A 25,507-nucleotide genomic window follows, 5' to 3' on the forward strand; every position below is an offset into this window, starting at 1 on the left:
ATGAAAGTAGATGTTTTGTCACTGTTTCCTGAAATGTTTTCCGGTGTATTTAATCAATCAATATTAAAAAAAGCACAAGAAAAGGAAATCGTACAATTCGAAGTAACTGATTTTCGAAATTATACAACAAATAAACATAATAAAGTCGATGATTATCCTTATGGTGGTGGAGCCGGTATGGTATTGACGCCACAGCCAATTTTTGATGCAGTAGATGATTGCATTGCTAAAGCGAAGGGGACAACTCCTCGAGTTATTTTAATGTGTCCGCAAGGGGAACGGTTTACGCAACAAAAAGCTGAAGAGCTTGCTAAGGAAGAACATTTAATTTTTATTTGTGGACATTATGAAGGTTATGATGAACGAATAAGAGAGCACGTCGTAACTGACGAGCTGTCGATCGGTGATTATATATTGACCGGCGGTGAATTAGCAAGTATGGTCATCATTGATAGTGTAACAAGACTTTTGCCAAATGCTTTAGGAAAAGCAGAGTCACATCAACAAGATTCTTATAGTACAGGATTTTTAGAACATCCACATTATACAAGACCAGCTTCGTTTCGTGGTTTAGATGTCCCAGATGTATTATTATCAGGCAATCATGCCAATATTGAGGCATGGAGAAAAAAAGAATCACTTCGTCGAACATTTCAGCGTAGACCAGATTTATTAGATGAAAACAAGCTCACTGACCAAGAAAAAAAATGGCTGCGCGAAATTAAAGAAGAAAGCTAGAAAGTATTGCAAAACAGGCATTAATATGCTATTATAGCCATTGTGGCTTAGGCCAAGCGACTACGGTGTTCCGCTGTAATGATACAAAAAGCATTGCAAGAACATCTGTACGGAAGGAGGAAATTCCAAATGCAAAAATTATTACAAGATATCACTCAAGAACAAATTAGAACTGACCTTCCTACATTCCGTCCTGGAGATACTGTACGTGTACACGTTAAAGTCGTAGAGGGAACTCGCGAGCGTATCCAAGTATTCGAAGGTGTAGTAATTAAGCGTCGTGGTGGTGGAATCAGTGAAACATTTACAGTACGTAAGATCTCTTACGGTGTTGGTGTTGAACGTGCATTCCCATTAAACTCACCAAAGATTGCTAAATTAGAAGTTATCCGTCGTGGTAAAGTTCGTCGTGCGAAGCTTTATTACCTACGTGCATTACGTGGTAAGGCAGCTCGTATTAAAGAAGTACGATAATCAAAGAAAAAGGAGCTTGGAGACAAGCTCCTTTTTTATACAAAAAATAAAGCCTTTATTATACATAAATAGAGTTAATTAAAAATATTAGTGAATATGATTGAGGGCCTATCTTACTATTTTGGAGGAAAGACAATGCCACGAAAAAAAAATGAGTTGTGGGAATGGACAAAAGCTTTAATGATTGCTTTAGCATTAGCTGGGATTATTCGTTATCTTTTGTTTGCACCTATTGTAGTCGATGGTGATTCAATGCTTCCAACATTACAAGACAATAACAGGATGATCGTAAATAAGGTAGTATATTCGATATCAGATGTTAATCGATTTGATATTGTTGTATTTCATGCAACAGAAAATAAAGATTATATCAAAAGAGTAATTGCTCTTCCTGGTGAAACAATAAAATATGAAAACGATAAATTATATATAAATGGTGAATTGGTGGAAGAGCCATTTTTACAAGAAATTCGCCTTGAGAACCCAGAACGCTATACAACATATATTGAAGAAATGAAAGTTCCAGAAGGCCATGTTTATGTCCTTGGGGATAATCGAAATCATAGTCGAGATAGCCGTCATATAGGACCTATAAGTGTCGAGGAAATTATAGGTGAAGCAAATATTGTTTTCTGGCCATTCGCAGAGTTTCGTTATATTAAGTAGGTGAAGAAAAATGAGTAAACCAATACAGTGGTATCCTGGCCATATGGCTAAGGCTAAGCGAGAAGTTAGAGAAAAATTAAAGTTAATTGATGTAGTCATTGAATTAGTTGATGCGCGCATCCCATTATCTTCTCGAAATCCGATGATTGATGAAATTGTTGGGGACAAGCCGCGACTGTTATTATTAAATAAAATTGATATGGCAGATCAGACTGAAACAAAAAGATGGAAAAAGTTTTTTGAGGGCCCAGGTAAGATGGCTTTAGAAGTAGACTGTCAATCTGGTCAAGGATTAAATAAAATTGCTCCTGCATGTCGAGAGCTAATGAAAGAAAAGCATGACAAGTTAAAAGCTAAAGGAGTCAATCCAAGAGCGATCCGCGTCCTTATTTTAGGTATTCCAAACGTAGGCAAATCGACATTAATTAATCGTTTGGCTAAAAAAAATATTGCAGTAACAGGTGATAAGCCTGGTGTTACGAAAAAGCAGCAATGGATTAAAGTTGGGGATGAACTTGATTTATTAGATACACCTGGTATTCTTTGGCCAAAATTTGAAGATCAAGATGTCGGTTCTCGTTTAGCAGCAACTGGAGCGATAAAAGAAACGTTATTTGATTTTCAAGAAGTGGTTGTATTTATCCTTAAGTACATGAAAGACCGCTATCCTGAGCGATTAAAAGAGCGGTACAAGCTAGAAGAAATTCCAGATGATGTAATTGAACTTTTTGATGAAATTGGGCGTAAACGTGGGTGTTTAGTTGGAGGCGGTTATATTGATTATGATAAGGCTGCTGAACTAATTTTACGTGACTTACGTTCACTAAAATTAGGTGGAATTTCTTTTGAAACAGTTCAAGATGTGAATTAGGACACGCCCAAAGCGTGTCCTTCTTATTTTTCAGTCAATAATTAACGTAAGTGGGGAAAAGCATGGCGAAGACAATAAAAGAAATAGAAGAAATTTTATTTTCTAATAATCAATTAGCATCTAGTGAAGAGTTGAAAAATCTTGAGAATGATCAAAGAAAAGGTGTGCAAAACTTAATAAAACGATGGAAGGCTAAAATAGAGAGAGAAAGATTAGCCAAAGAAAAGTTTCTGCATATGTCAAGGTATGAAATGGAGTTGCGTGAAAACGGAATAAGCTTTATAGCTGGGGTAGATGAAGTAGGGCGTGGACCACTTGCAGGACCAGTTGTTGCTGCAAGTGTCATTTTACCCGAAGATTTTTATTTAGCTGGCTTAAATGATTCAAAGGCTGTTTCTGAATCTAACCGTGACTTCTTCTATGAAGAAATTACTAAGAATGCAGTTTCATTTGGAATTGGCATTGTAACTCCTGAGGAGATTGATAAAATTAACATTTATGAAGCTACAAAAGTTGCGATGACTAAGGCGATTAACGATATGAATAATGAAGCGGAACATTTGTTAATTGATGCGATGACTCTTCCAGTGCAAACTCCACAAACATCAATAATTAAAGGAGATGCCAATTCAGTATCTATCGCTGCAAGTTCAATTATCGCGAAAGTAACTCGGGACAGAATAATGGAGGAAATTCACGAAAAGTATCCTCAATACGGATTTAAAAATAATATGGGTTACGGAACGAAAGAGCATTTGGATGCACTAAAAACATATGGAGTTACTAGTGTACACCGCAAATCATTTGCTCCAGTTCGAAATCAATTAATGACATAATATTCGGTAAATTCTGTGTTTTTTGTAACTTACGGTTATTTCGTCGTCAAAGGTAGACAATATAGTAGTAGATTATATACAATGGTAAAGACTAAGGCCAATTTAGGTTTTAATTGATGATAGGAGGATGGAGAATGAATATCCATGAGTATCAAGGAAAAGAAGTCTTGAGAAAATACGGCGTAGCAGTTCCAAACGGAAAAGTTGCGTTTTCGGTGGATGAGGCTGTTGAAGCAGCTAAAGAACTAGGTACAGCAGTAACTGTTGTAAAAGCACAAATCCATGCTGGTGGAAGAGGAAAAGCTGGCGGGGTTAAAGTAGCGAAAAACTTAGATGAAGTTCGTACATATGCAAGTGAGATTTTAGGTAAAACGCTTGTAACTCATCAAACAGGACCTGAAGGTAAAGAAGTAAAACGTCTTCTTATTGAAGAAGGTTGCGATATTAAAAAAGAATACTACATCGGACTTGTTGTCGACCGTGCAACTGATGCGATTGTAATGATGGGTTCTGAAGAGGGCGGAACTGAGATTGAAGAAGTTGCAGAAAAAACGCCTGAAAAGATCTTTAAAGAAGTAATTGACCCAATCGTTGGATTGACTGGTTTCCAAGCTCGTCGTTTAGCGTTTAACATTAACATTCCAAAAGAACTAGTAGGGAAAGCAGCTAAGTTCATGATGGCACTTTATAAAGCATTCTCTGATAAAGATTGCTCAATTGCTGAAATTAACCCTCTAGTAGTAACTGGAGACGGAAATGTAATGGCATTAGATGCGAAGTTAAACTTTGATGCTAACGCATTATATCGTCACCCTGATATCGTTGAATACCGTGATTTAGAAGAAGAAGATGCAAAAGAAATCGAAGCTTCTAAATATGACTTAAACTACATTTCTTTAGATGGAAACATCGGATGTATGGTTAACGGTGCTGGTTTAGCGATGGCTACAATGGACATTATTAAGCATTACGGCGGAGACCCTGCTAACTTCCTTGACGTTGGGGGCGGTGCTACTGCTGAGAAAGTAACAGAAGCTTTCAAAATCATCCTTTCTGATCAAAACGTAAAAGGTATTTTCGTTAATATCTTCGGTGGAATCATGAAGTGTGACATTATTGCTGAAGGTGTAATTGAAGCTACGAAGCAAGTAGGACTTGAATTACCACTTGTTGTACGTTTAGAAGGTACAAATGTAGAAATCGGTAAAAAGTTACTTAACGAGTCTGGTTTAAATATCGTTGCAGCTGAATCAATGGCTGACGGCGCACAAAAAATTGTATCACTAGTTAAATAGGAAGGCGGGGCAAAGAATGAGCGTATTTATTAATAAAGATACTAAAGTTATTGTTCAAGGTATCACTGGTTCAACAGCTTTATTCCATACGAAGCAAATGATCGAATATGGAACTAAAATTGTTGGTGGTGTAACTCCTGGTAAAGGTGGAACTGAAGTTGAAGGTGTACCAGTATTTAACACAGTTTCCGATGCAGTTGCAGCTACAGGCGCTAACGCTTCTGTTGTTTATGTTCCTGCTCCATTTGCAGCGGATGCAATTTTAGAAGCTGTTGATGCAGAATTAGATATGGTTATTTGTATTACTGAGCACATTCCAGTATTAGACATGGTTAAAGTTAAGCGTTACATGCAAGGCAAGAAAACTCGCCTTGTTGGACCTAACTGCCCAGGTGTTATTACTCCTGACGAGTGTAAGATTGGTATTATGCCAGGATACATCCATAAAAAAGGTCACGTAGGTATCGTTTCTCGTTCTGGAACGTTAACTTATGAAGCTGTACATCAACTTTCAACAGAAGGTATCGGTCAATCAACAGCTGTTGGAATCGGTGGAGACCCTGTTAACGGAACAGACTTCATCGACGCTTTAAAAGCATTCAACGAAGATGATGATACGTATGCTGTAATCATGATTGGTGAAATTGGTGGTACTGCTGAAGAAGAAGCTGCTGAATGGGTGAAAGCTAACATGAAAAAACCTGTAGCTGGATTCATCGGTGGTCAAACTGCACCTCCAGGAAAGCGTATGGGCCACGCTGGTGCGATTATTTCTGGTGGTAAAGGTACTGCTGCAGAAAAAATTAAAGTTATGAGAGAGTGTGGAATCGCAGTTGCTGATACTCCATCAGTAATGGGTGAAACATTAATTAAAGTTCTTCATGAAACTGGTTTATACGAAAAGTGTTTAACACACAAATAAACAGTAAGAAAGCTCCCTATTTGGGGGCTTTTTTCTTTTAGGATAGTTTAGTTTGAAGTGGTATAAGGTTATACGGCGCTAAGCGGTCGCTTCATCTTTTTTATATGATCCAGCTTTAGCTCTAGAAACCTATAAACTTCTCACTTTCGATAAGTCAACATGGATTCGCAAAGCTCATCGTGCGTTTTTCCTTTATCTTAGATCAAAGTGATATAAGGTTTTACGTCGTTAGGCGTTCGCCTAGCTTTTCTTATTCAAAAGAATAAATAAAATTTTCTGATAATATATTGACATTTATTACTATAACAGGTATTGTTTCTTATAAATATAGCATTTTTCTTTTATGGCGATAAATTTACGTTATATATTTATAACTTAATGAATTGCTTTTTTTCACATCAAAAATGTAAGCGCTTTATTTAATGGAAACGAGGGGGATATATTTATGATTTTACATAGTATTGAAACATCATCTAGAAATGAAATAGAAGATTTACAGTCTGAGAGATTAAGAGAGACTGTCAAAAGAGTATATGAGAATGTTCCTTTTTACAAAGAAAAATTTAAAGAAATGAACGTAACTATTGAAGATATAAAGGACTTACATGATATTCAAAAATTACCTTTCACAGTAAAAAAAGACTTAAGAGATCACTATCCTTTTGGCCTTTTTGCAGCTGACCAAAAGGAGATTGTTCGTATTCATGCATCGTCTGGAACGAGTGGGAAACCAACGGTAGTAGGTTATACGAGAAAAGATATTGATTCATGGGCTGAAATTGTGGCTCGAGCTATTGCAATTGCTGGGGGTAACCCTGGGGAAGTTTTACATAATGCGTATGGATACGGTTTATTTACAGGTGGATTAGGGCTTCATTATGGTAGTGAAGCGTTAGGGATGGCGACGGTGCCTATCTCAGGCGGTAATACTGAAAGACAAATTACATTAATAGAAGACTTTAAACCAACAGTAATTTGTGGTACTCCTTCATATGTTTTAAATATAGTAGAAACGATGGAAGAAATGGGCAAAAACCCAACTGAAACATCATTGAAATATGGTATTTTCGGTGCAGAGCCATGGTCAGAAGAAATGCGTCGAACATTAGAAGGTAAATTAGGAATTAAAGCATGTGATATTTATGGGCTCAGTGAAGTGATTGGACCAGGTGTTTCAATGGAATGTCATGAAGCACAAGATGGACTACATGTTGCTGAGGACCATTTTTATGTGGAAGTTATTGACCCAAAAACATTGCTTCCGGTAGAAGAAGGGGAAGAAGGAGAACTTGTTTTTACTAGTTTGACGAAGGAAGCATTCCCTGTTATTCGTTACCGCACGGGTGATATTGCCAGCATTACGAAAGAAAGATGTGCATGTGGACGAACTACAGTCCGAATGTCCCGTGTGAAAGGACGTATCGATGATATGTTAATTATTCGTGGCGTAAATGTTTTTCCTTCAGAAATTGAACATTTCCTTTTAACTTTGCATGATTTAGTGCCACACTATCAATTACATTTACTAAAAAAGGGCAGCTTAGATACAGTTCAACTACATGTGGAAGTAAGTGAAGAGTTCTATAACAACATTAAAGGTAATATGGAAGATGAAAAAGTAAACTTATTAGCAAGAGAGGTTCAGCATTTAATGAAGAGCAGTTGTCTTGTTTCAATGGATGTTAAAGTGCTAGAGCCAAAGTCGATTCCTAGATCTCAAGGTAAGGCGGTCAGAGTCGTTGACCGTAGAAATGAAGAAGTAATAGTTTGATAAATGACTATAAGGTTAGAGGGCCTTTTACAGGCCTTCTCTCGTTTGCATAACTAAGAAGTAGCTTCCTTGTTCGTTCTCCAAAGATCGGTTATGTAAAAATAAATTAAAATGAGGTAACCAATATGGAAATGAACACAAGGTCTATGATCTTCACACTTTATGGTGATTATGTCCGCCATTATGGGAATAAAATATGGATCGGTAGTTTAATTAAGCTATTAAAGGAATTTGGTCATAATGACCAGTCAATTCGTTCGGCAATTTCGAGGATGGGTAAGCAAGGCTGGGTCGAAGCGGAAAAAAGAGGAAATAAAAGCTATTATTATTTATCTGAACGTGGAGTAAAGCGAATTGAAGAAGCAGCAATACGAATATTCAAGCTGAAGACAGAAAATTGGGATGGTAAGTGGCGTATTTTAATGTACTCTATTCCAGAAGAGAAACGTAATCTACGAGATGAATTTCGCAAAGAATTGGTTTGGAGTGGCTTTGGTACATTCTCAAATAGTGTATGGATATCACCAAACAACTTGGAAAAGCAAGTGTATGATTTAATTGCTAAATATAACATAGAAAAATATGTAAGCTTTTTTATATCAGAAAATGCTGGTCCATTAACTGATGAAGAGTTGATAGAAAAGTGTTGGGATTTAGATGAAATAAATGGGAAATACAATGAGTTTATATCAACTTATAGCCAAAAGTTTGTGATTGATAAAAATAAAATTCAACAAAAGCAAATGACGGATGCTGAATGTTTTGTTGAGCGTACGAAGCTAGTCCACGAGTATAGGAAATTCCTGTTCGTTGACCCTGGTTTACCTGAGCCTCTTCTTCCAGAGAAGTGGCTAGGAGGTCACGCCGCCAATTTGTTTACTGAATATTATAAACAATTAGCAAAACCAGCTAGTAGGTTTTTTGAGACTGTTTTTGAAAAGGGAAATGAACTCTCGTACAAAGACGAGTGTTACGATGTTTTAGATCATCCATTAATTATAGAATAAAAAGTATAGCAGCGGATAAATGCCGCTGTTTTTTTTATCCATAATTAGAAAAAATTTTCAGAATATTATTGACAGTAAGATTATGAAAGCGTTATCATTTCTATATAACTAAAAGAACTTGTCGTAAATTAAACGACATAGAAAATGCTGTACACACATCAAAGGAGTGAGAACATGGGAGAATTAATGCAATATTTAATTACAGGTTTAACGATTGGAAGTATGTATGCAATCGTTGCATTAGGTTTTGTCACAATTTACAGTGTTACAAAAGTCATCAACTTAGCACAAGGTGAATTTGTCATGCTAGGTGGAATGATTATGTTTTCATTTACAAAAGCAGGAGTGCCTTATATATTTTCTTTTTTTCTTACAATATTAACTGTTATAATCATCGGTTTTCTCATTGAAGCAACGATTATTCGTAAAGCAAAAAATGCAGACCCTCTTAGCTTGATTATTTTAACTATCGGAGCTGCGATTTTTATAAGAGGTATAGCAAGTATGTTTTGGGGAAAAGACCCTGTGAAGATTGCGCCATTTCTTGCAAATAATGAACCGATTTCGATCTTTGGTGCATCCATTACGCCACAAAGCATTTGGGTGATGGTTTTCATGTTAGCAATCGTTGCAATATTATACATACTTATGGAAAAGACAATGATTGGAAAGGCATTTCGAGCATGTTCAGCAAACCCGTTAGCTGCAAGGTTAATGGCAATAAGCCCAAAAAAGATGTCGGCATTCTCATTTGCATTTAGTGCAGGATTAGGAGCTATCGCAGGATTAGTCATCGCACCAATCCTTTTCCCAGCCTATGATATGGGGATTATGTTAGGGATTAAAGGTTTTTCTGCAAGTATTTTAGGTGGTCTTGGTAGTGCGCCTGGAGCGGTTATTGGAGGTATATTACTAGGCTTAATTGAGTCATTTGGAGCTGGTTATATCAGTTCAGGTATGAAGGATGCCATTGCTTTCGGTGCAGTACTTTTACTTTTATTAATTCGCCCTTTCGGAATTTTAGGAGAAAAGAATGTTGGAAAGGGAGGATTGTAATATGAAAAGACAAGGTGTTCAACGAGTGAATTGGATTGGTGTTTTAGTATTTGCTCTTTTTATATGTGTGCTTCCATTTTTATTCTCTAAATCATTCTATATTACGAAAGCTACCTTCGCAGGTCTTTATACAATTGTAGCTGTTGGTTTAGGTTTATTGATGGGGTTCGCAGGACAAATTTCACTTGGACAAGCAGCATTTTACGGGGTGGGAGCTTATTCTACTGCGGTATTGTCAACGACATATGGTATAAACCCTTGGTTAAGTTTATTAGTCTCTCTATTAGTGCCTGCTCTTGTTGCCTATATTATGGGGCAAACGATGGCAAGGTTGCACGGATACTACTTGGCGATGGCAACTTTAGCATTTGGAATTGTTATTCACGTACTACTCGTTGAATGGAAATCTGTCACAAAAGGTGCTTCAGGACTATATGGTGTACCTAAAATTGAAATCTTTGGTTTTGCTTTTAAACAAGGTCTTTCCTATTACTACTTAGTATGGACTTTTGCGTTAATTGTTATTATTATCTCTTTAAATATTATCCACTCTCGCATCGGTCGAGCACTTCGTTCCATCCATGATAGTGAAATTGCATCTAGTGCAATGGGAGTTGATACAGGTAAATATAAGATGCAAGTGTTCATTATCAGTGCAATGTTTGCAGGTCTTGCAGGCTGGCTGTTTGCACATATGAGTTACAGTATTTCTCCGACATCGTTCGGTTTAAACCATTCGATTCTCTTTTTAACAATGGTTGTACTAGGAGGAGCAACATCGGTATGGGGGGCGGTTTTTGGAGCTTTCCTTATTTCTTTAATAAACATTCTAGTACATACATTAGGTTCTCATATTTCCTTTATAACTAGTGATTTTGAACATGTGTTATACGGCTTAATTTTAATGCTTGTCGTTATTTTCTTGCCTCGTGGAGTATTTCCTTCATTAGTATCACTGCTCAAAAGTTACGATTATAAAGGGAAGAAGAAAAAAGAAAAAGGGCAAGTGGAAGCAGTAAAGGGGGAACATCATGTCTAATCTTCTCGAAGTAAAAGGTGTTACAAAACGGTTTGGAGGAGTAATAGCAAACAAAGATGTTACTTTCAGTGTTGAAACTGGTAATATAACCGGGCTTATAGGACCAAATGGTGCAGGGAAGAGCACAATGTTTAATATGGTATCTGCTGTTTTTCCGCCAACAGAAGGAGAAATTTGGTTTCAAGGAAAAAGGATTGATCAATTGCCTTCCTATAAAGTTGCTCCACTTGGTATTTCTCGAACATTTCAAAACTTGCAAGTATTTAAAACAATGACAGTCCTTGAAAATGTCATGGTAGGGTTACATACGAAAACTAAGTCTGGAATAGTGGCAGCGGCATTGAAAACGAAAAAAATGAGACAAGAAGAAGAGGATATGTATGAAAATGCCTTACAGTGGATCGATTTTGTCGGTTTAAGTGATGTAGTAGCAACAGAGGCTAGTAATCTCCCTTTAGGGAAGTTGAGATTACTAGAATTAGCACGAGCACTTGCAACTAGTCCTTCGTTATTATTGTTAGATGAAATTGCAGCTGGATTAAATAATCAGGAAACATTGGAAATGGCGAATTTAATAAAAGCGATTCGTGACAAAGGTATTTCTATCTTCGTCGTAGAACACGACATGGACTTAGTAATGACGATATGCGATAAAATCATTGTTTTAGATCAAGGGGAAAAAATCGCCGAAGGTACACCGAAGGAAGTTCAAAGTAATGAACGAGTTGTTGAGGCTTACCTCGGTGCAAGTGAAGATGAGGAGGTAATATCATGAGTACTTCTCTCTTGCAAGTTAGAGATGTTTCTTTTAGCTACGGTCCGATAAAAGCACTCGATCAAGTTAATTTTCAAGTTAACAAAGGAGAAATTGTAGCCTTGCTAGGAGCAAATGGTTCTGGGAAAACAACGATGTTAAAAAACATCTCTGGATTATTAAGGCCTTCAAAAGGAGCAATCCTTTTTAATGAAGAGGATGTTACTAAGCTTGAAGCAGAAAGTATTGTAGAAAGAAGTTTAATACAAGTACCAGAACATCGCCAAGTCTTTTCAACTATGTCTGTTGTAGAAAACTTATATTTGGGAGCTTACCACCACTACCGTAAAACTGGTAAAAAGAAAGTGGATAGTGATATAGAAAAAGTTTTTGAACTCTTTCCTATATTGAAGGAGAGAAAAGATCAACTTGCTGGTACGCTTTCAGGTGGGCAACAGCAAATGTTAGCAATTGCTAGAGCTGTTATGGCTAGACCAGTTTTACTTTTATTAGATGAGCCATCACTTGGCCTTGCACCACTCATTGTTAAAGAAGTTTTGCAATATGTAAAACGACTAAGAGATGAGTTTGGTGTAACTGTTTTACTTATTGAACAAAACGTATCGGCTTCATTAAAAATAGCTGATCGAGGCTATGTCATGTCACATGGTTCAGTGATTAAACAAGGAAGTGCAAAAGACTTGCTAAATGATCAAGAAGTAAAAGAAGCATTTTTAGGCCATACAGTTTCATAAGCTAATCATTTTGAATTAAGCGCTAACACTAGCGTTTAATATAAATAAAACAAACAAAATTACGGGGGTAAAGACGATGAAAAAGCTTTTAACATTAATGCTAACACTTTTGTTGGCGACAGCTTTAGCTGCATGTAGTAGTTCAGAAGAACAACCTGAAGTTTACAAGATTGGCGCTATTTATTCTAAAACAGGTCCAGCTAGTCCACTAGGAGAACCGGAATGGAACGCTGCCAAGCTATTAGAAAAGCAAATTAATGACGCTGGTGGTATTAATGGGGTACCAGTTGAGATTATTTTAGCGGATGATGAAACTTCTCAAGAAAAAGCAACGGAAGAAATGAATCGTCTAATCCACGATGAAAATGTAGTAGCGATTTTAGGTACAACTACTTCAGGAGCTTCACTAGCTATGAAAGGGATAGCGATGGATAACGAAGTTCCAATGATCTCTGCAGGTGCTTCTGTACATATCGTATCACCTGCAAGTGAAGCTAAGTGGGTTTTTAAAACACCTCACTCAGATGCACATGCTGCAGAACGAGTATTTATGTATTTAAAGGATGCAGGTCTAACTAAGATTGCTGCATTAACAGATTCAAATGCATTTGGTGCTAGTGGTTTAGAACAGATGGAAGCTATTCATAATAAATACGGTATTGAAATTGTAACTTCTGAAACTTACAATACGAAAGATCCTGATATGAAGGCGCAATTAACGAAAATTAACAAATCTAGTGCACAAGCAATTATTGTTTGGGGAACAAATCCAGGTCCAGCGATAATTGCAAAAAATATGAAAGAATTAGGCATCGATATTCCGTTTATCGGAAGCCACGGTATTGCTAACCAATCGTTTATAGATTTAGCTGGTGATGCAGCTGAAGGCGTAGTAATTCCAACTGGAAAGTTGTTATTCCCAACTCAAATTACTGAGAGCGATGCGCAATATGAAGTAATCTCTAGCTTTTATAATGATTACAAAGCTGAGTATGGCAGTGAGCCAACTAATTTCGGTTCATACGGGTATGACAATGTTATGCTAATCGTTGAGGCACTTAAAGCTGGTGCTACTGATCGTGAATCAATTCGTGATTATTTAGAAAAGAATATCAATGGTTATGTTGGAGCGACAGGAATTTTTACATTTAGTGCAGATGATCACAATGGGTTAAAAGCAGATAGTATGGTATTAGCAGAAGTTAAAAATGGTAAGTGGGTATTAAAAAAATAAGTGAAAATGAGAGGCATTCATTCCCGTGAATGCCTTTTATCTACATATAGGAGGGCCTATGAATAAAGCTATCTTTGATTTTATGAGTAATGATCCATTTGCAAGAAGTTTAGGTATGTCAATCACATCAGTTGAAGAAGGGTTTGCAAAACTTTCAATGACAGTTGATGATTCAATGGTAAATTTCCATGGAGCAATGCATGGGGGAGTAATATTTGCATTGGCAGATAGTGCCTTTGCTCTTGCAAGTAATTCTTACGGAAGTGTCGCAGTTGGAATTAATGTTTCGATGAATTTTATTAAAGCAGCGATGCCTGGTGATAAACTTATTGCTGAGGCTAGCGAAGTTTCAAAAAATTTCAAACTAGGAATTTATCAAATGAAGGTGAAAAATGAGTCGGGAGATTTAATTGCGACTGCTGAAGGAATGGTATATCGAAAAAAGGATAAATTCGGAGAATTAGTTTAAAAAAAATGTCCTTTGGGTAAAGCCTCTATATTGAATGGGGGCTTTATTGTATGGATGATATTAAGAAAAGATTAGTACATATTTCAGCATGTAGTCACATTAGTTGGAGTAAACTAGCTGAATTCTTTAAAGATGATACGTCACTTTGTTCCGTTTATAATTACTCTGTTAGCGAATTAATAAAGACATTTAAATGGAAGGAAAAGAATGCAGAAAATTTCATAAAAGATTTGCATTCTCTATCAATCACCCGTATTCTTAACAATTATAAAAGCAAAAACATAAAGGTAGTTACTATTTTTGATGATAATTATCCACGCTTGCTGAAAGAAATATATGATCCGCCTTGGGTTTTATATTGTAAAGGTAATCCTTCATTATTCTCGAATAATAAGAAGATAAGTATTGTAGGTACAAGATATCCATCACAATATGGTTTGAAATGTGTGGAATATCTCACTAAGCCTTTTATTCAACAAGGATGGATGATTATAAGTGGTCTTGCATATGGTATTGATACAGCTGCACATCTTCAAGCAATGAAGAAAAATGGTGCGACAATTGCGGTTCTTGGTTCAGGAATAAATACAATTTATCCTAAAAACAATGAAGAAATCGGTCAAGAAATTGCCAAAAACCATTTACTTATTAGTGAATATACACCAAATACCCTCCCTAAGAGATGGATGTTTCCTAGGAGAAATCGTATAATAAGCGGACTTTCTTTAGCTACTATAGTAATAGAAGCAAATAGAGAAAGCGGTTCTTTAATCACTGCTAACCTTGCAAATATGGAAGGTAGAGAGGTATTTGCAGTTCCAGGATCAATTTTATCGCAAAAAGCGACCGGTACGAATGAACTAATAATGGCAGGTGCACAATTAGCGGTAAATGGGGAGAAAATTATCGAACAATTACAGCCAATGCTAGATAAATATTAAGTAATTACTACCTATCTTAGTAGATATTGTTTGACAAACAATACTCTATATTAAATAATAGTGAGGATTTTAGTTTACCTCTTAAGGGGATGAATGAAACATGGAAGAATATTTAGTAATAGTAGAGTCTCCAGCAAAAGCAAAGACAATTAAACGGTATTTAGGGAAAAAATATGCAGTTAAAGCTTCAATGGGACATGTTCGTGATTTACCACGAAGTCAAATGGGAGTGGACGTTGAAGAAGAATTTAACCCAAAATACATAACAATACGCGGAAAAGGCCCTGTTTTAAAAGAATTAAAAACAGCTGCTAAAAAAGTTAAAAAAATATATCTCGCAGCTGACCCGGATCGCGAAGGGGAAGCTATTGCTTGGCACTTAGCACAATCATTAGATGTAGATGTTACTTCTGATTGTCGAGTTGTTTTCAATGAAATTACAAAAGATGCAATAAAAGCATCATTTAAACATCCAAGAGCAATTAATATGGATCTAGTAGATGCACAACAAGCACGCCGAGTGTTAGACCGATTAGTCGGGTATAACATAAGTCCTTTATTATGGAAGAAAGTGAAAAAAGGATTAAGTGCAGGGAGAGTACAATCGGTTGCCGTGAAACTAATCGTCGATCGAGAAAAAGAAATTGCTGCGTTTGTTCCAGAAGAATATTGGACGATTAAAGGAAACTTCCTGAAAGGAAAGGAAGCGTTTGAAGCACAGTTTTATGGGATAGATGGTAAAAAGGTAGAGTTAAAGTCTCAACAAGAAGTGGAGCAAATTTTATCAAAATTATCAGGTGATGACTTTTCTATTGCTTCCGTTAAGAAAAAAGAAAGAAAAAGAAACCCTGCTGCACCATTTACTACATCATCTCTACAACAAGAAGCTGCTAGAAAATTAAACTTTCGTGCTAAGAAAACAATGATGCTTGCACAGCAACTATACGAAGGTATTGAATTAGGCAAAAAGGGTACTGTCGGTTTAATTACGTATATGAGAACAGATTCAACTCGCGTATCAGAAACAGCTGAAAATGAAGCGCGTAACTATATCGAGAACAAATATGGGCAAGAATACACTAGAACGGCAAAGCGAAATGATAAAAAATCTTCTAATTCACAAGATGCCCATGAAGCAGTTCGTCCAACATACGCTGATAAATCACCTAGCGAATTGAAAGCATATTTAAGTCGTGATCAACTTCGTTTATATAAATTAATTTGGGAGCGATTTATTGCAAGTCAAATGGCACCGGCTGTATTAGATACAGTAGTAGCGGAACTTGTGAATAATGGCGTTACATTCCGTGCAAATGGATCTTCTGTTAAATTCAACGGCTTTATGAAAGTTTATGTGGAAGGTAATGATGATAATAAAAAAGAGGAAGATCGTATTTTACCTGAATTACTTCAAGGTGAAACAGTTAAAAATAGTAAAATAGATCCGAATCAACATTTTACACAACCGCCACCAAGATACTCGGAAGCAAGGCTTGTTAAAACAATGGAAGAGTTAGGTATAGGGAGACCATCAACTTATGCTCCTACATTGGATACAATTCAGAAGCGTGGCTATGTCGCGTTACAAGAAAAACGCTTTGTTCCTACTGAGCTTGGTGAAATTGTGCTAGAATTAATGAATGAATTTTTCCCTGAAATTATTTCTGCTGACTTTACTGCCCAAATGGAGGCAAATCTAGATTCCATTGAAGACGGTAAAATCCGTTGGGTTGAAGTAATGGATAACTTTTATAAAGATTTCGCCAAACGTTTATCTGTTGCCGAAGAAGAAATGAAAGAAGTAGAAATCAAAGATGAGCCTGCAGGAGAAGATTGTGAAAAATGTGGGCATGAAATGGTTTATAAAATGGGGCGATTCGGTAAATTTATGGCTTGTTCGAACTTCCCTGATTGCCGAAATACGAAGGCAATCTTAAAAGAAATTGGTGTGAAATGTCCTGATTGTAAAGAAGGTAATGTCGTAGAACGTAAAAGTAAAAAGCGTCGCATTTTTTACGGCTGTGACCGTTATCCTACATGTGAATATACTTCTTGGGACAAACCAATAGCTAGAGAGTGCCCAAAATGTAGTACTCAGTTAGTGGAAAAGAAACTGAAAAAAGGTGTACAAGTGCAATGTCCAGCTTGTGACTTTTCAGAAAAACCGAATTAATTTAGGAGGTTAGCAACGATGAGTGATCAACATGTAACTGTCATTGGAGCAGGACTTGCAGGTAGTGAAGCTGCTTGGCAAATTGCTGAACAAGGAATTAAAGTTCATTTATATGAAATGCGTCCGAAGCAGCAAACGCCTGCACACCATACTGATAAATTTGCAGAACTAGTTTGTAGTAATTCCTTACGAGGAAATTCCTTAACAAACGCGGTCGGAGTTTTAAAAGAAGAAATGCGTCGTTTAAACTCTGTAATTATTTCTTCAGCTGACAATAGTGCAGTGCCAGCTGGAGGAGCATTAGCAGTAGACCGACATGATTTTGCAGGTCTTGTAACAGAAAACGTAAAGAACCACCCAAACGTAACAGTATTTACAGAAGAATTAACGGAAATTCCAGATGGGCCTACAGTGGTAGCCACTGGCCCATTAACATCACCTGCTTTAGCGGAACAATTAAAGCAACTAACAGGTGAAGATTACTTTTACTTTTATGATGCTGCCGCACCGATCATTGAAAAAGATAGCATTGACATGGACAAGGTGTACTTAAAGTCTCGTTATGATAAAGGTGAAGCTGCATACTTAAACTGTCCTATGACTGAGGAAGAGTTTGACCGTTTTTATGAAGCGCTAATTTCAGCGGAAACAGTTCCATTAAAGGAATTTGAAAAAGAAATTTTCTTTGAAGGTTGTATGCCGATTGAAGTCATGGCTAAGCGTGGTAGAAAAACAATGTTATTCGGTCCAATGAAACCTGTAGGATTGGAAGACCCTCGTACAGGCAAGCGTCCATTTGCAGTCGTTCAATTAAGGCAAGACGATAGTGCTGGAACATTATATAACTTGGTAGGGTTTCAAACGCATTTAAAATGGGGTCCACAAAAAGAAGTATTACAATTAATTCCTGGTTTAGAAAATGCCGAAATCATACGCTATGGTGTAATGCACCGTAATACATTTATAAACTCGCCAAAACTATTGAAGCCAACTTATCAATATAAAGAGCGAGAGAACTTGTTCTTTGCTGGACAAATGACAGGTGTAGAAGGGTATGTTGAATCTGCTGCTTCTGGATTAATTGCGGGGTTAAATGCTGCTCGCCTTGTAAAAGGTGAAGAATTACTAGTTTTCCCTAAAGAAACGACAATTGGTAGCATGGCAAATTATATTACTACGACTAGTAGCAAAAACTTTCAACCAATGAATGCTAACTTCGGTTTATTGCCGGCTTTAGAAGAAAGAATAAAAGCGAAAAAAGATCGATATGAGAAGCTTGCTAATCGTTCATTAGAAACAATTCAGAATTTTGTAAATAATTTGTAATTTAATATTGATTAGAAGAATAATATGTGATAAGATTGAGGTCGCTTAGAGGTGATAACGTATGGAAAATCATCGAGCGGTCTCTTTATTTGTCGAATTTTTGCAAATCGAGAAAAATTGTTCGAAACTAACTATTGAGCATTACTTAAAAGATATCAAACACTTTGAAACATTTATGAAGCAGCAAAAGATTAATACCTTTGCTGCTGTTTCTTATGGTGATATACGAGTTTACTTAACAAAGTTACATAAAGAACAATACGCTAGAGCAACAGTTTCAAGGAAAATTTCTTGCATGAGAAGTTTGTTTAAATTTTTAATGCGAGAAAAAATTGTTGAAAGAAATGATTTTACTTTGGCTCCGCTCCCTAAAAAAGAGCAATTGTTACCGAATTTCTTATATGAAGAAGAATTAAAGAAGTTATTTACTATAAGTGATTTAACGAAGCCGATGGGCCAACGTGATCAAGCGATATTAGAACTTTTTTATGCCACTGGAATTCGAGTAAGCGAATGTTCCAATCTTTCATTAAGAGACATTGACTTTCATATAGGGACAATTTTAGTTTTAGGAAAAGGAAACAAAGAAAGGTTCGTACCGTTTGGAAGTTTTGCACAATCATCACTGCAAAATTATGTGAATGATGGACGAAAGAAACTTATGAAACAAAATGAAAATGCGCATGAGTTTTTATTTGTAAACTATCGCGGAGAGAGACTGTCATCAAGAGGAATGCGCACGATATTAAATAAAATGATTGAAAATGCGGCTCTAACGATACAGATTAGTCCACACGTCTTAAGACACACCTTTGCAACTCATATGTTAAATGCAGGTGCCGACCTTCGTGGAGTTCAAGAAATGTTAGGTCATGCACATTTATCATCAACTCAGATTTACACGCACGTGACTAAAGACCGTCTGCAAACCGTGTACAAAAATTTTCATCCACGAGCTTAATTTCAAAGGAGGAAAACCAATGGAACATTCTTTTCATGCTACGACAATATTTGCCATTCAACATAATGGGGAATGTGCAATGTCAGGTGATGGTCAAGTAACATTCGGTAATGCTGTAGTTATGAAACATACTGCACGAAAAGTTAGAAAACTTTACCAAGGGAAAGTGATAGCAGGCTTTGCAGGTTCTGTTGCGGATGCTTTTACATTGTTTGAAAAGTTTGAAAGCAGACTTGAAGAATTTAATGGGAATTTGCAACGTGCAGCTGTCGAATTAGCTAAAGAATGGCGAAGTGATAAGGTGCTTCGTAAACTTGAAGCAATGTTAATTGTCATGAATAAAGAACATCTCTTATTAGTTTCAGGTACTGGAGAGGTTATTGAACCAGATGATGGAATTTTAGCCATTGGCTCCGGAGGGAATTACGCATTGTCAGCTGGCCGAGCGCTAAAACAATATGCAGATCACTTAACTGCAGTAGATATAGCGAAAGGTGCTTTAAATATCGCTGGTGATATTTGTGTATATACAAATAAAGAGATAGTTGTCGAGCAGTTATAAAATCATTGGAGGGTGAACAATGAAAAATACGATGACGCCTAGGCAAATTGTTGAACAACTAAACAAGTATATTATTGGTCAAGAAAAAGCGAAGAAATCAGTAGCAATAGCTTTGAGGAATCGCTATAGACGTAGTTTGTTAAATGAAACGCTAAAAGAAGAAATTGCACCAAAAAACATCTTAATGATTGGTTCAACTGGTGTAGGTAAAACAGAAATTGCTCGCCGATTAGCAAAGCTTGTTGGTGCGCCGTTCATCAAAGTTGAAGCAACTAAATTCACTGAAGTTGGCTATGTTGGTCGTGATGTAGAATCAATGGTTCGAGATTTAGTGGAAACATCAATTCGTATGGTAAAAGAGGCGAAGATGGAACAAGTGATGGACAAAGCGACTGAGAATGCAAACAAACGTCTTGTTGAACTTTTAGTTCCCTCTAAGCAAAAAAAGCAACAGATGAAAAACCCTTTGGAGATGTTTTTTGGTGGAAATACTGCTGCTCAACAGCATGAGCCTGAAGATAAGGAAGAAGAGAACATCGTTCATCGCCGCCAACAAATTAGACAACAATTAGCACTAGGTGAGCTTGAAGATCACTTAGTTACTATTGAAGTGGAAGAACAACAACAGTCAATGTTTGATTTAATGTCCAATGCGGGTATGGATCAAATGGGCGCAAATATGCAAGATATGCTTGGAAACTTAATGCCAAAAAAGAAAAAGAAAAGAAAGTGCACTGTTCGTGAAGCGCGCAAGGTACTAAAGCAAGAGGAAGCGCAAAAACTAATTGATATGGATGAAGTGCACCAAGAAGCAATTTATATAGCGGAACAATCTGGGATTATCTTTATAGATGAGATTGATAAAGTAGCTGGGAAAAGCCAAGGTGGTTCTCCCGATGTATCAAGAGAAGGTGTGCAGCGAGATATTTTGCCAATTGTTGAAGGGTCGACAGTAAATACGAAATACGGTCCTGTGAAAACAGATCATGTTCTTTTTGTTGCTGCTGGAGCTTTCCATATTGCGAAACCATCGGATTTAATTCCTGAATTACAAGGGAGATTTCCAATCCGTGTAGAATTGCAAAACTTAACGGTAGATGACTTTGTGAAAATATTAGTTGAACCACAATTCTCACTTTTAAAACAATATGAAGCTCTTTTAAAAACAGAAGGTATAAATATAAAATTTTCTGACGAAGCTATTCGTAAGATTGCGACAATTGCTCAAGAAGTGAATCAGGAAACTGATAACATAGGTGCTCGAAGGTTACATACAATTATGGAGCGTTTACTAGAAGATTTATCTTTTGAAGCGGACACACAAATTGAATTAACAATTACACCAGAATATGTTGAAGAAAAATTAGCGAACGTAGCAAAAAATCGAGATTTATCACAATTTATTCTTTAGGAAAAAGCTTTTCAAAGTGAACAGGAGGAGAAAAAAATGGATTTACTTACAAAAACGAGTATGATTAATGCAATGTTACAAAAAACAGGGGGAAAACCTGTAAACTTTAAAGAAATGGCAACAACTTTACGCGATGTTATTGAGGCTAATACGTTTGTGTTAAGCAGACGTGGGAAGTTGCTTGGTTATGCAATTAAGCAAGAGATTGAAAATGAAAGAATGAAAAAAATGCTGGAAGAGCGCCAATTCCCAGCTGAATATACAAACAGCTTATTTAATATTACAGAAACTTCATCTAACTTAGATATCACGAGTGAATATACAGCATTTCCAGTTGAAAATGGAGATTTATTTAAAGAAGGCCTAACGACGATTGTCCCTATTATCGGTGGTGGTGAACGCTTAGGAACATTAATCTTAGCTAGAGTGACAGATTCGTTCTCTGACGATGATTTAATTTTAGGAGAATACGGTGCTACTGTAGTAGGTATGGAAATTCTTCGCGAAAAAGCAGAAGAAATTGAAGAAGAAGCTCGTAGCAAAGCTGTTGTACAAATGGCAATTAGCTCATTGTCATATAGTGAACTTGAAGCAATCGAGCACATTTTCGAAGAACTTAATGGAAAAGAAGGTTTATTAGTTGCTAGTAAGGTAGCTGACCGTGTAGGTATTACTAGATCGGTTATCGTAAATGCACTCCGTAAATTAGAAAGTGCTGGAGTTATTGAGTCTCGTTCGCTTGGTATGAAAGGAACGTACTTAAAAGTTCTTAATGATAAGTTCCTACTTGAACTAAGTAAATTAAAAACAAACTAATAGATAGTTAATAAGAGGCTGGCACTTGTGTCCCGGTCTCTTTTCTTTTTCTCAAAAACTTAATGGGTATATTATGAAAAAAATGGCTACAATAGTATTAGGTTTTTTGAAACTATTATTTTGTAAAAAAATCTAGTTGCACGCCCCTAAGCAATTATGTTATAGTTACTAACGGTGTTAAATACACACGTCTACGGATTTAGGCATTGGTGCTGCTAGTTCAGTCTTGCTTAAATATGAAATAGACGGAGGATAAAAAACCATAAGGAGGTGTTGAGGATGGGAGTCATTTCTATGAAACAGCTTTTAGAAGCTGGGGTACACTTCGGACATCAAACTCGTCGTTGGAACCCAAAAATGGCACGTTACATCTTCACGGAAAGAAACGGAATTTATATTATTGATCTTCAAAAGACGGTCAAGAAAGTTGATGAAGCTTATAACTTCATTAAAAGTGTTGCTGCTGAAGGCGGTAAAGTATTATTTGTTGGAACGAAAAAGCAAGCTCAAGAAGCAATTAAAGAGGAAGCAATTCGTTCAGGTATGTACTATGTTAACCAACGTTGGTTAGGTGGTACTTTAACAAACTTCTCTACTATCCAAAAGCGTGTACAACGTTTAAAGAAAATTGAGCAAATGGAAGTTGACGGAACTTTTGAAGTTCTACCTAAGAAAGAAGTTGTTGGTCTTAAAAAAGAACAAGAACGTCTTGAAAAATTCTTAGGTGGAGTTAAAGATATGAACGGTGCACCAGATGTACTATTCATCGTTGACCCACGTAAAGAACGCATTGCAGTTCAAGAAGCTCATAAATTACACATTCCTATCGTTGCTATCGTTGATACTAACTGTGATCCTGATGAAATCGATTATGTGATTCCAGGTAATGACGATGCAATCCGTGCGGTAAAACTTCTTACTGCTAAAATGGCTGATGCTATTATTGAAGCTAACCAAGGTGAAGCTGAAGAAGTTGCAGAAGAAACTGCTGCATCTGCTGAATAAGCGATAAAACAAATAAAGGGTGGTAAAGGTTAAAAATTACCTTTTATCACCCTTTTTTAAAAGAAAACTAATAATTACATATTCAATAAGGAGGAATTTACGATGGCCGTTACTGCTCAAATGGTAAAGGAATTACGTGAAAAAACTGGTGCTGGAATGATGGATTGTAAAAAAGCACTTACAGAAACTAATGGTGATATGGAAAAAGCGATTGACTTCCTACGTGAAAAAGGAATCGCGAAAGCTGCTAAAAAAGCTGACCGTATTGCTGCTGAGGGATTAGCTGCAGTTAAAGTTGATGGAAACAAAGCTGTTATCCTTGAAGTTAACTCTGAGACTGACTTCGTTGCTAAAAACGAAAACTTCCAAGGGTTAGTTCAAGAACTTGCTGGTCACATTTTAACACAAGGACCTGCTACAGTTGAGGAAGCTTTAGAGCAACCATTAAACGGTACTGGAGAAAAAATCCAAGACTATCTAAATACTAACATTGCGAAAATTGGAGAGAAAATCTCTTTACGTCGCTTCAATGTTGTTGAAAAAGAAGATGGAGATGCATTTGGTGCTTACCTTCACATGGGTGGTCGTATCGCTGTATTAACATTATTAGGTGGAACAACTGACGAAGACGTAGCAAAAGATGTTGCAATGCACGTAGCTGCTGTTAACCCTAAATATGTAACTCGTGATCAAGTTTCTGAAGAAGAAGTTGAGCGTGAGCGTGAAGTATTAACTCAACAAGCTCTTAACGAAGGTAAACCTGCAAATATCGTTGAGAAAATGGTTGTTGGTCGTATTAACAAGTTCTTTGAAGAAATTTGCTTAGATTCTCAAAGCTTCGTTAAAGATCCAGATCAAAAAGTTGGTAAATATGTAGCTAGCAAAGGTGCTACATTAAAAGGATTCACTCGTTTTGAAGTTGGAGAAGGTATGGAAAAACGTGAAGAAAACTTTGCTGATGAAGTAATGTCACAAGTGAAAAAATAAGTGATTAAAGGGGAACACAGTGTGTTCCCTCTTTTTCAAGATAAAAAGAATTAATTAGACGAGATGGAGGTAATTATGAGCGAAGCTAAATATAAGCGAATAGTTCTTAAATTAAGCGGGGAAGCGTTATCGGGTAAACTAGGATATGGAATTGATCCTAACATTATTCGTTCGATTGCAGCGCAAATAAAAGAAATAGCTCAAATGAATGTCGAAGTTGCCGTTGTTGTCGGTGCAGGTAACATTTGGAGAGGTAAATCAGGTAGTGAGATGGGGATGGATAGAGCAAACGCTGATTATATGGGAATGCTTGCTACTGTCATGAACTCACTTGCACTGCAAGATAGCCTTGAAAACATTGGAATTCAAACTCGAGTACAAACTTCTATTGAAATGCGACAGGTAGCTGAACCATATATACGTCGTAAAGCAATTCGTCATCTTGAAAAAGGGCGCGTAGTTATATTTGCAGCAGGAACTGGTAATCCTTATTTTACAACAGATACGACAGCTGCTCTCCGTGCTGCTGAAGTAGAAGCTGAAGTAATATTAATGGCTAAAAACGAAGTTGATGGTGTATATAGTGCTGATCCGAAGCTTGATGCAAGTGCGACGAAGTATAAAGAGTTAACTTACTTAGATGTCCTTAATGAAGGGCTACAAGTAATGGATACAACAGCATCTTCTTTATGTATGGACAATGATATTCCTTTAATTGTCTTCTCGATAATGGAAGAAGGAAATATTAAGCGAGTTATTACTGGTGAAAAAATTGGAACAATTGTTAGGGGGAAATAACATGGTACAAGAAATTATGAACGATACGAAAAACCGTATGGAAAAAGCAATTCAATCTTTAAAGCGTGAATTCACTACTATTCGTACAGGTCGTGCTAATCCTGCAATTTTGGATAAAATTACAGTTGATTATTATGGTGCACCAACGCCACTTAACCAATTAGCAACGATTTCTGTTCCTGAAGCTAGACTTTTAGTAATTCAACCATTTGATAAATCAGTTATTGCTGATATTGAAAAACAAATTCAAAAATCAGACTTAGGATTAACGCCTGCGAATGATGGAAATGTAATTCGTATTGCTATTCCTGCACTAACTGAAGAGCGTCGTAAAGAGTTAGTTAAAGTTGTGAAAAAATATGCTGAAGATGCAAAAATTGCAATTCGTAACATTCGTCGTGATGCTAACGATTCTTTAAAGAAAGCTGAAAAAGATGGTGAAATTACTGAAGACGAATTACGTCGTCAATCAGATGATGTGCAAAAGCTTACAGATAAACAAATTTCTGAAGTAGATGCTGTTACTGAAAATAAAGAGAAAGAAATCATGGAAGTATAATACCTTTCCATGTAAAATAAAGTATAGAAGAAACCCTCTGAATTATAGGGGGTTTTTTTTCACAATCATGCAATGTTGTAA

The 25,507-nt window shown here is 36.6% G+C and carries 26 protein-coding genes; all 26 read left to right on the top strand.

Features of this window, described 5'->3' with window-relative positions:
• Positions 1–738, top strand: coding sequence for a tRNA (guanosine(37)-N1)-methyltransferase TrmD (trmD, locus tag CIB95_RS03150; protein ID WP_094922157.1), 738 nt, complete (start codon positions 1–3; stop codon positions 736–738).
• A gap of 129 nt (positions 739–867) precedes the next feature.
• Positions 868–1,212 carry a 50S ribosomal protein L19 gene (gene rplS / locus CIB95_RS03155; protein WP_094921678.1) on the top strand — a complete coding sequence of 115 codons (345 nt, stop codon included), beginning with the start codon at positions 868–870 and terminating at the stop codon, positions 1,210–1,212.
• 135 nt (positions 1,213–1,347) lie between these two features.
• Positions 1,348–1,878, top strand: coding sequence for a signal peptidase I (lepB, locus tag CIB95_RS03160; protein ID WP_094921680.1), 531 nt, complete (start codon positions 1,348–1,350; stop codon positions 1,876–1,878).
• 10 nt (positions 1,879–1,888) lie between these two features.
• Entirely contained in the window at positions 1,889–2,749 is an 861-nt protein-coding gene (gene ylqF / locus CIB95_RS03165; protein WP_094921681.1) for a ribosome biogenesis GTPase YlqF, read from the top strand.
• 62 nt (positions 2,750–2,811) lie between these two features.
• On the top strand, positions 2,812–3,585 hold the full coding sequence (locus CIB95_RS03170; RefSeq protein ID WP_094921682.1) for a ribonuclease HII: 774 nt from the start codon (positions 2,812–2,814) through the stop codon (positions 3,583–3,585).
• A gap of 134 nt (positions 3,586–3,719) precedes the next feature.
• Entirely contained in the window at positions 3,720–4,880 is a 1,161-nt protein-coding gene (gene sucC / locus CIB95_RS03175; RefSeq protein ID WP_094921684.1) for an ADP-forming succinate--CoA ligase subunit beta, read from the top strand.
• Between the two features lie 16 nt (positions 4,881–4,896).
• Positions 4,897–5,802 carry a succinate--CoA ligase subunit alpha gene (gene sucD, locus CIB95_RS03180; RefSeq protein ID WP_094921686.1) on the top strand — a complete coding sequence of 302 codons (906 nt, stop codon included), beginning with the start codon at positions 4,897–4,899 and terminating at the stop codon, positions 5,800–5,802.
• A 445-nt stretch (positions 5,803–6,247) separates the two neighbouring features.
• Positions 6,248–7,573 (top strand): phenylacetate--CoA ligase PaaK, encoded by a 1,326-nt coding sequence (paaK, locus tag CIB95_RS03185; protein WP_094921688.1) that lies wholly within the window; start codon positions 6,248–6,250, stop codon positions 7,571–7,573.
• A 131-nt stretch (positions 7,574–7,704) separates the two neighbouring features.
• Positions 7,705–8,580, top strand: coding sequence for a phenylacetic acid degradation operon negative regulatory protein PaaX (gene paaX, locus CIB95_RS03190; protein ID WP_094922160.1), 876 nt, complete (start codon positions 7,705–7,707; stop codon positions 8,578–8,580).
• Between the two features lie 174 nt (positions 8,581–8,754).
• Positions 8,755–9,636, top strand: coding sequence for a branched-chain amino acid ABC transporter permease (locus CIB95_RS03195; protein ID WP_094921691.1), 882 nt, complete (start codon positions 8,755–8,757; stop codon positions 9,634–9,636).
• Position 9,637: 1 nt separating this feature from the next.
• Positions 9,638–10,675 carry a branched-chain amino acid ABC transporter permease gene (locus tag CIB95_RS03200; protein ID WP_094921694.1) on the top strand — a complete coding sequence of 346 codons (1,038 nt, stop codon included), beginning with the start codon at positions 9,638–9,640 and terminating at the stop codon, positions 10,673–10,675.
• Positions 10,668–11,450, top strand: a complete 783-nt coding sequence (locus tag CIB95_RS03205; protein WP_094921696.1) for an ABC transporter ATP-binding protein — start codon at positions 10,668–10,670, stop codon at positions 11,448–11,450. Before CIB95_RS03200 ends, CIB95_RS03205 begins: the two co-directional genes overlap by 8 nt.
• Positions 11,447–12,184, top strand: coding sequence for an ABC transporter ATP-binding protein (locus CIB95_RS03210; protein ID WP_094921699.1), 738 nt, complete (start codon positions 11,447–11,449; stop codon positions 12,182–12,184). The genes CIB95_RS03205 and CIB95_RS03210 overlap by 4 nt, the downstream gene beginning before the upstream one ends.
• 76 nt (positions 12,185–12,260) lie before the next feature.
• Positions 12,261–13,418: an ABC transporter substrate-binding protein gene (locus CIB95_RS03215; protein WP_094921702.1), complete on the top strand. Its 1,158-nt coding sequence runs from the start codon at positions 12,261–12,263 to the stop codon at positions 13,416–13,418.
• A 58-nt stretch (positions 13,419–13,476) separates the two neighbouring features.
• Positions 13,477–13,887 carry a hydroxyphenylacetyl-CoA thioesterase PaaI gene (paaI, locus tag CIB95_RS03220; protein ID WP_094921705.1) on the top strand — a complete coding sequence of 137 codons (411 nt, stop codon included), beginning with the start codon at positions 13,477–13,479 and terminating at the stop codon, positions 13,885–13,887.
• Positions 13,888–13,937: 50 nt separating this feature from the next.
• The gene (dprA, locus tag CIB95_RS03225) at positions 13,938–14,828 is read left to right on the top strand and encodes a DNA-processing protein DprA (RefSeq protein ID WP_094921708.1); all 891 of its coding nucleotides are present in this window, start codon (positions 13,938–13,940) and stop codon (positions 14,826–14,828) included.
• Positions 14,829–14,928: 100 nt separating this feature from the next.
• Positions 14,929–17,001 carry a type I DNA topoisomerase gene (gene topA / locus CIB95_RS03230; RefSeq protein ID WP_094921711.1) on the top strand — a complete coding sequence of 691 codons (2,073 nt, stop codon included), beginning with the start codon at positions 14,929–14,931 and terminating at the stop codon, positions 16,999–17,001.
• Positions 17,002–17,019: 18 nt separating this feature from the next.
• On the top strand, positions 17,020–18,327 hold the full coding sequence (gene trmFO / locus CIB95_RS03235; RefSeq protein WP_094921714.1) for an FADH(2)-oxidizing methylenetetrahydrofolate--tRNA-(uracil(54)-C(5))-methyltransferase TrmFO: 1,308 nt from the start codon (positions 17,020–17,022) through the stop codon (positions 18,325–18,327).
• Positions 18,328–18,388: 61 nt separating this feature from the next.
• On the top strand, positions 18,389–19,288 hold the full coding sequence (gene xerC / locus CIB95_RS03240) for a tyrosine recombinase XerC (protein ID WP_094921716.1): 900 nt from the start codon (positions 18,389–18,391) through the stop codon (positions 19,286–19,288).
• Positions 19,289–19,307: 19 nt separating this feature from the next.
• Positions 19,308–19,850 (top strand): ATP-dependent protease subunit HslV, encoded by a 543-nt coding sequence (gene hslV / locus CIB95_RS03245; protein ID WP_094921719.1) that lies wholly within the window; start codon positions 19,308–19,310, stop codon positions 19,848–19,850.
• Between the two features lie 19 nt (positions 19,851–19,869).
• Positions 19,870–21,261 carry an ATP-dependent protease ATPase subunit HslU gene (gene hslU, locus CIB95_RS03250; protein ID WP_094921722.1) on the top strand — a complete coding sequence of 464 codons (1,392 nt, stop codon included), beginning with the start codon at positions 19,870–19,872 and terminating at the stop codon, positions 21,259–21,261.
• Between the two features lie 36 nt (positions 21,262–21,297).
• A complete protein-coding gene (gene codY / locus CIB95_RS03255; protein ID WP_094921725.1) occupies positions 21,298–22,077 on the top strand; it encodes a GTP-sensing pleiotropic transcriptional regulator CodY in 780 nt (259 codons plus the stop codon).
• Positions 22,078–22,356: 279 nt separating this feature from the next.
• Positions 22,357–23,082 (top strand): 30S ribosomal protein S2, encoded by a 726-nt coding sequence (rpsB, locus tag CIB95_RS03260; RefSeq protein ID WP_094921728.1) that lies wholly within the window; start codon positions 22,357–22,359, stop codon positions 23,080–23,082.
• A gap of 102 nt (positions 23,083–23,184) precedes the next feature.
• Complete coding sequence (gene tsf / locus CIB95_RS03265) at positions 23,185–24,069, top strand: translation elongation factor Ts (protein ID WP_094921731.1); 885 nt, start codon at positions 23,185–23,187, stop codon at positions 24,067–24,069.
• 75 nt (positions 24,070–24,144) lie between these two features.
• The gene (gene pyrH, locus CIB95_RS03270; protein ID WP_094921733.1) at positions 24,145–24,867 is read left to right on the top strand and encodes a UMP kinase; all 723 of its coding nucleotides are present in this window, start codon (positions 24,145–24,147) and stop codon (positions 24,865–24,867) included.
• Position 24,868: 1 nt separating this feature from the next.
• Positions 24,869–25,426 carry a ribosome recycling factor gene (gene frr, locus CIB95_RS03275; protein ID WP_094921736.1) on the top strand — a complete coding sequence of 186 codons (558 nt, stop codon included), beginning with the start codon at positions 24,869–24,871 and terminating at the stop codon, positions 25,424–25,426.
• The last annotated feature ends 81 nt before the right edge of the window (positions 25,427–25,507 follow it).

The organism is Lottiidibacillus patelloidae (assembly GCF_002262935.1).
Classification (GTDB): domain Bacteria; phylum Bacillota; class Bacilli; order Bacillales; family SA5d-4; genus Lottiidibacillus; species Lottiidibacillus patelloidae.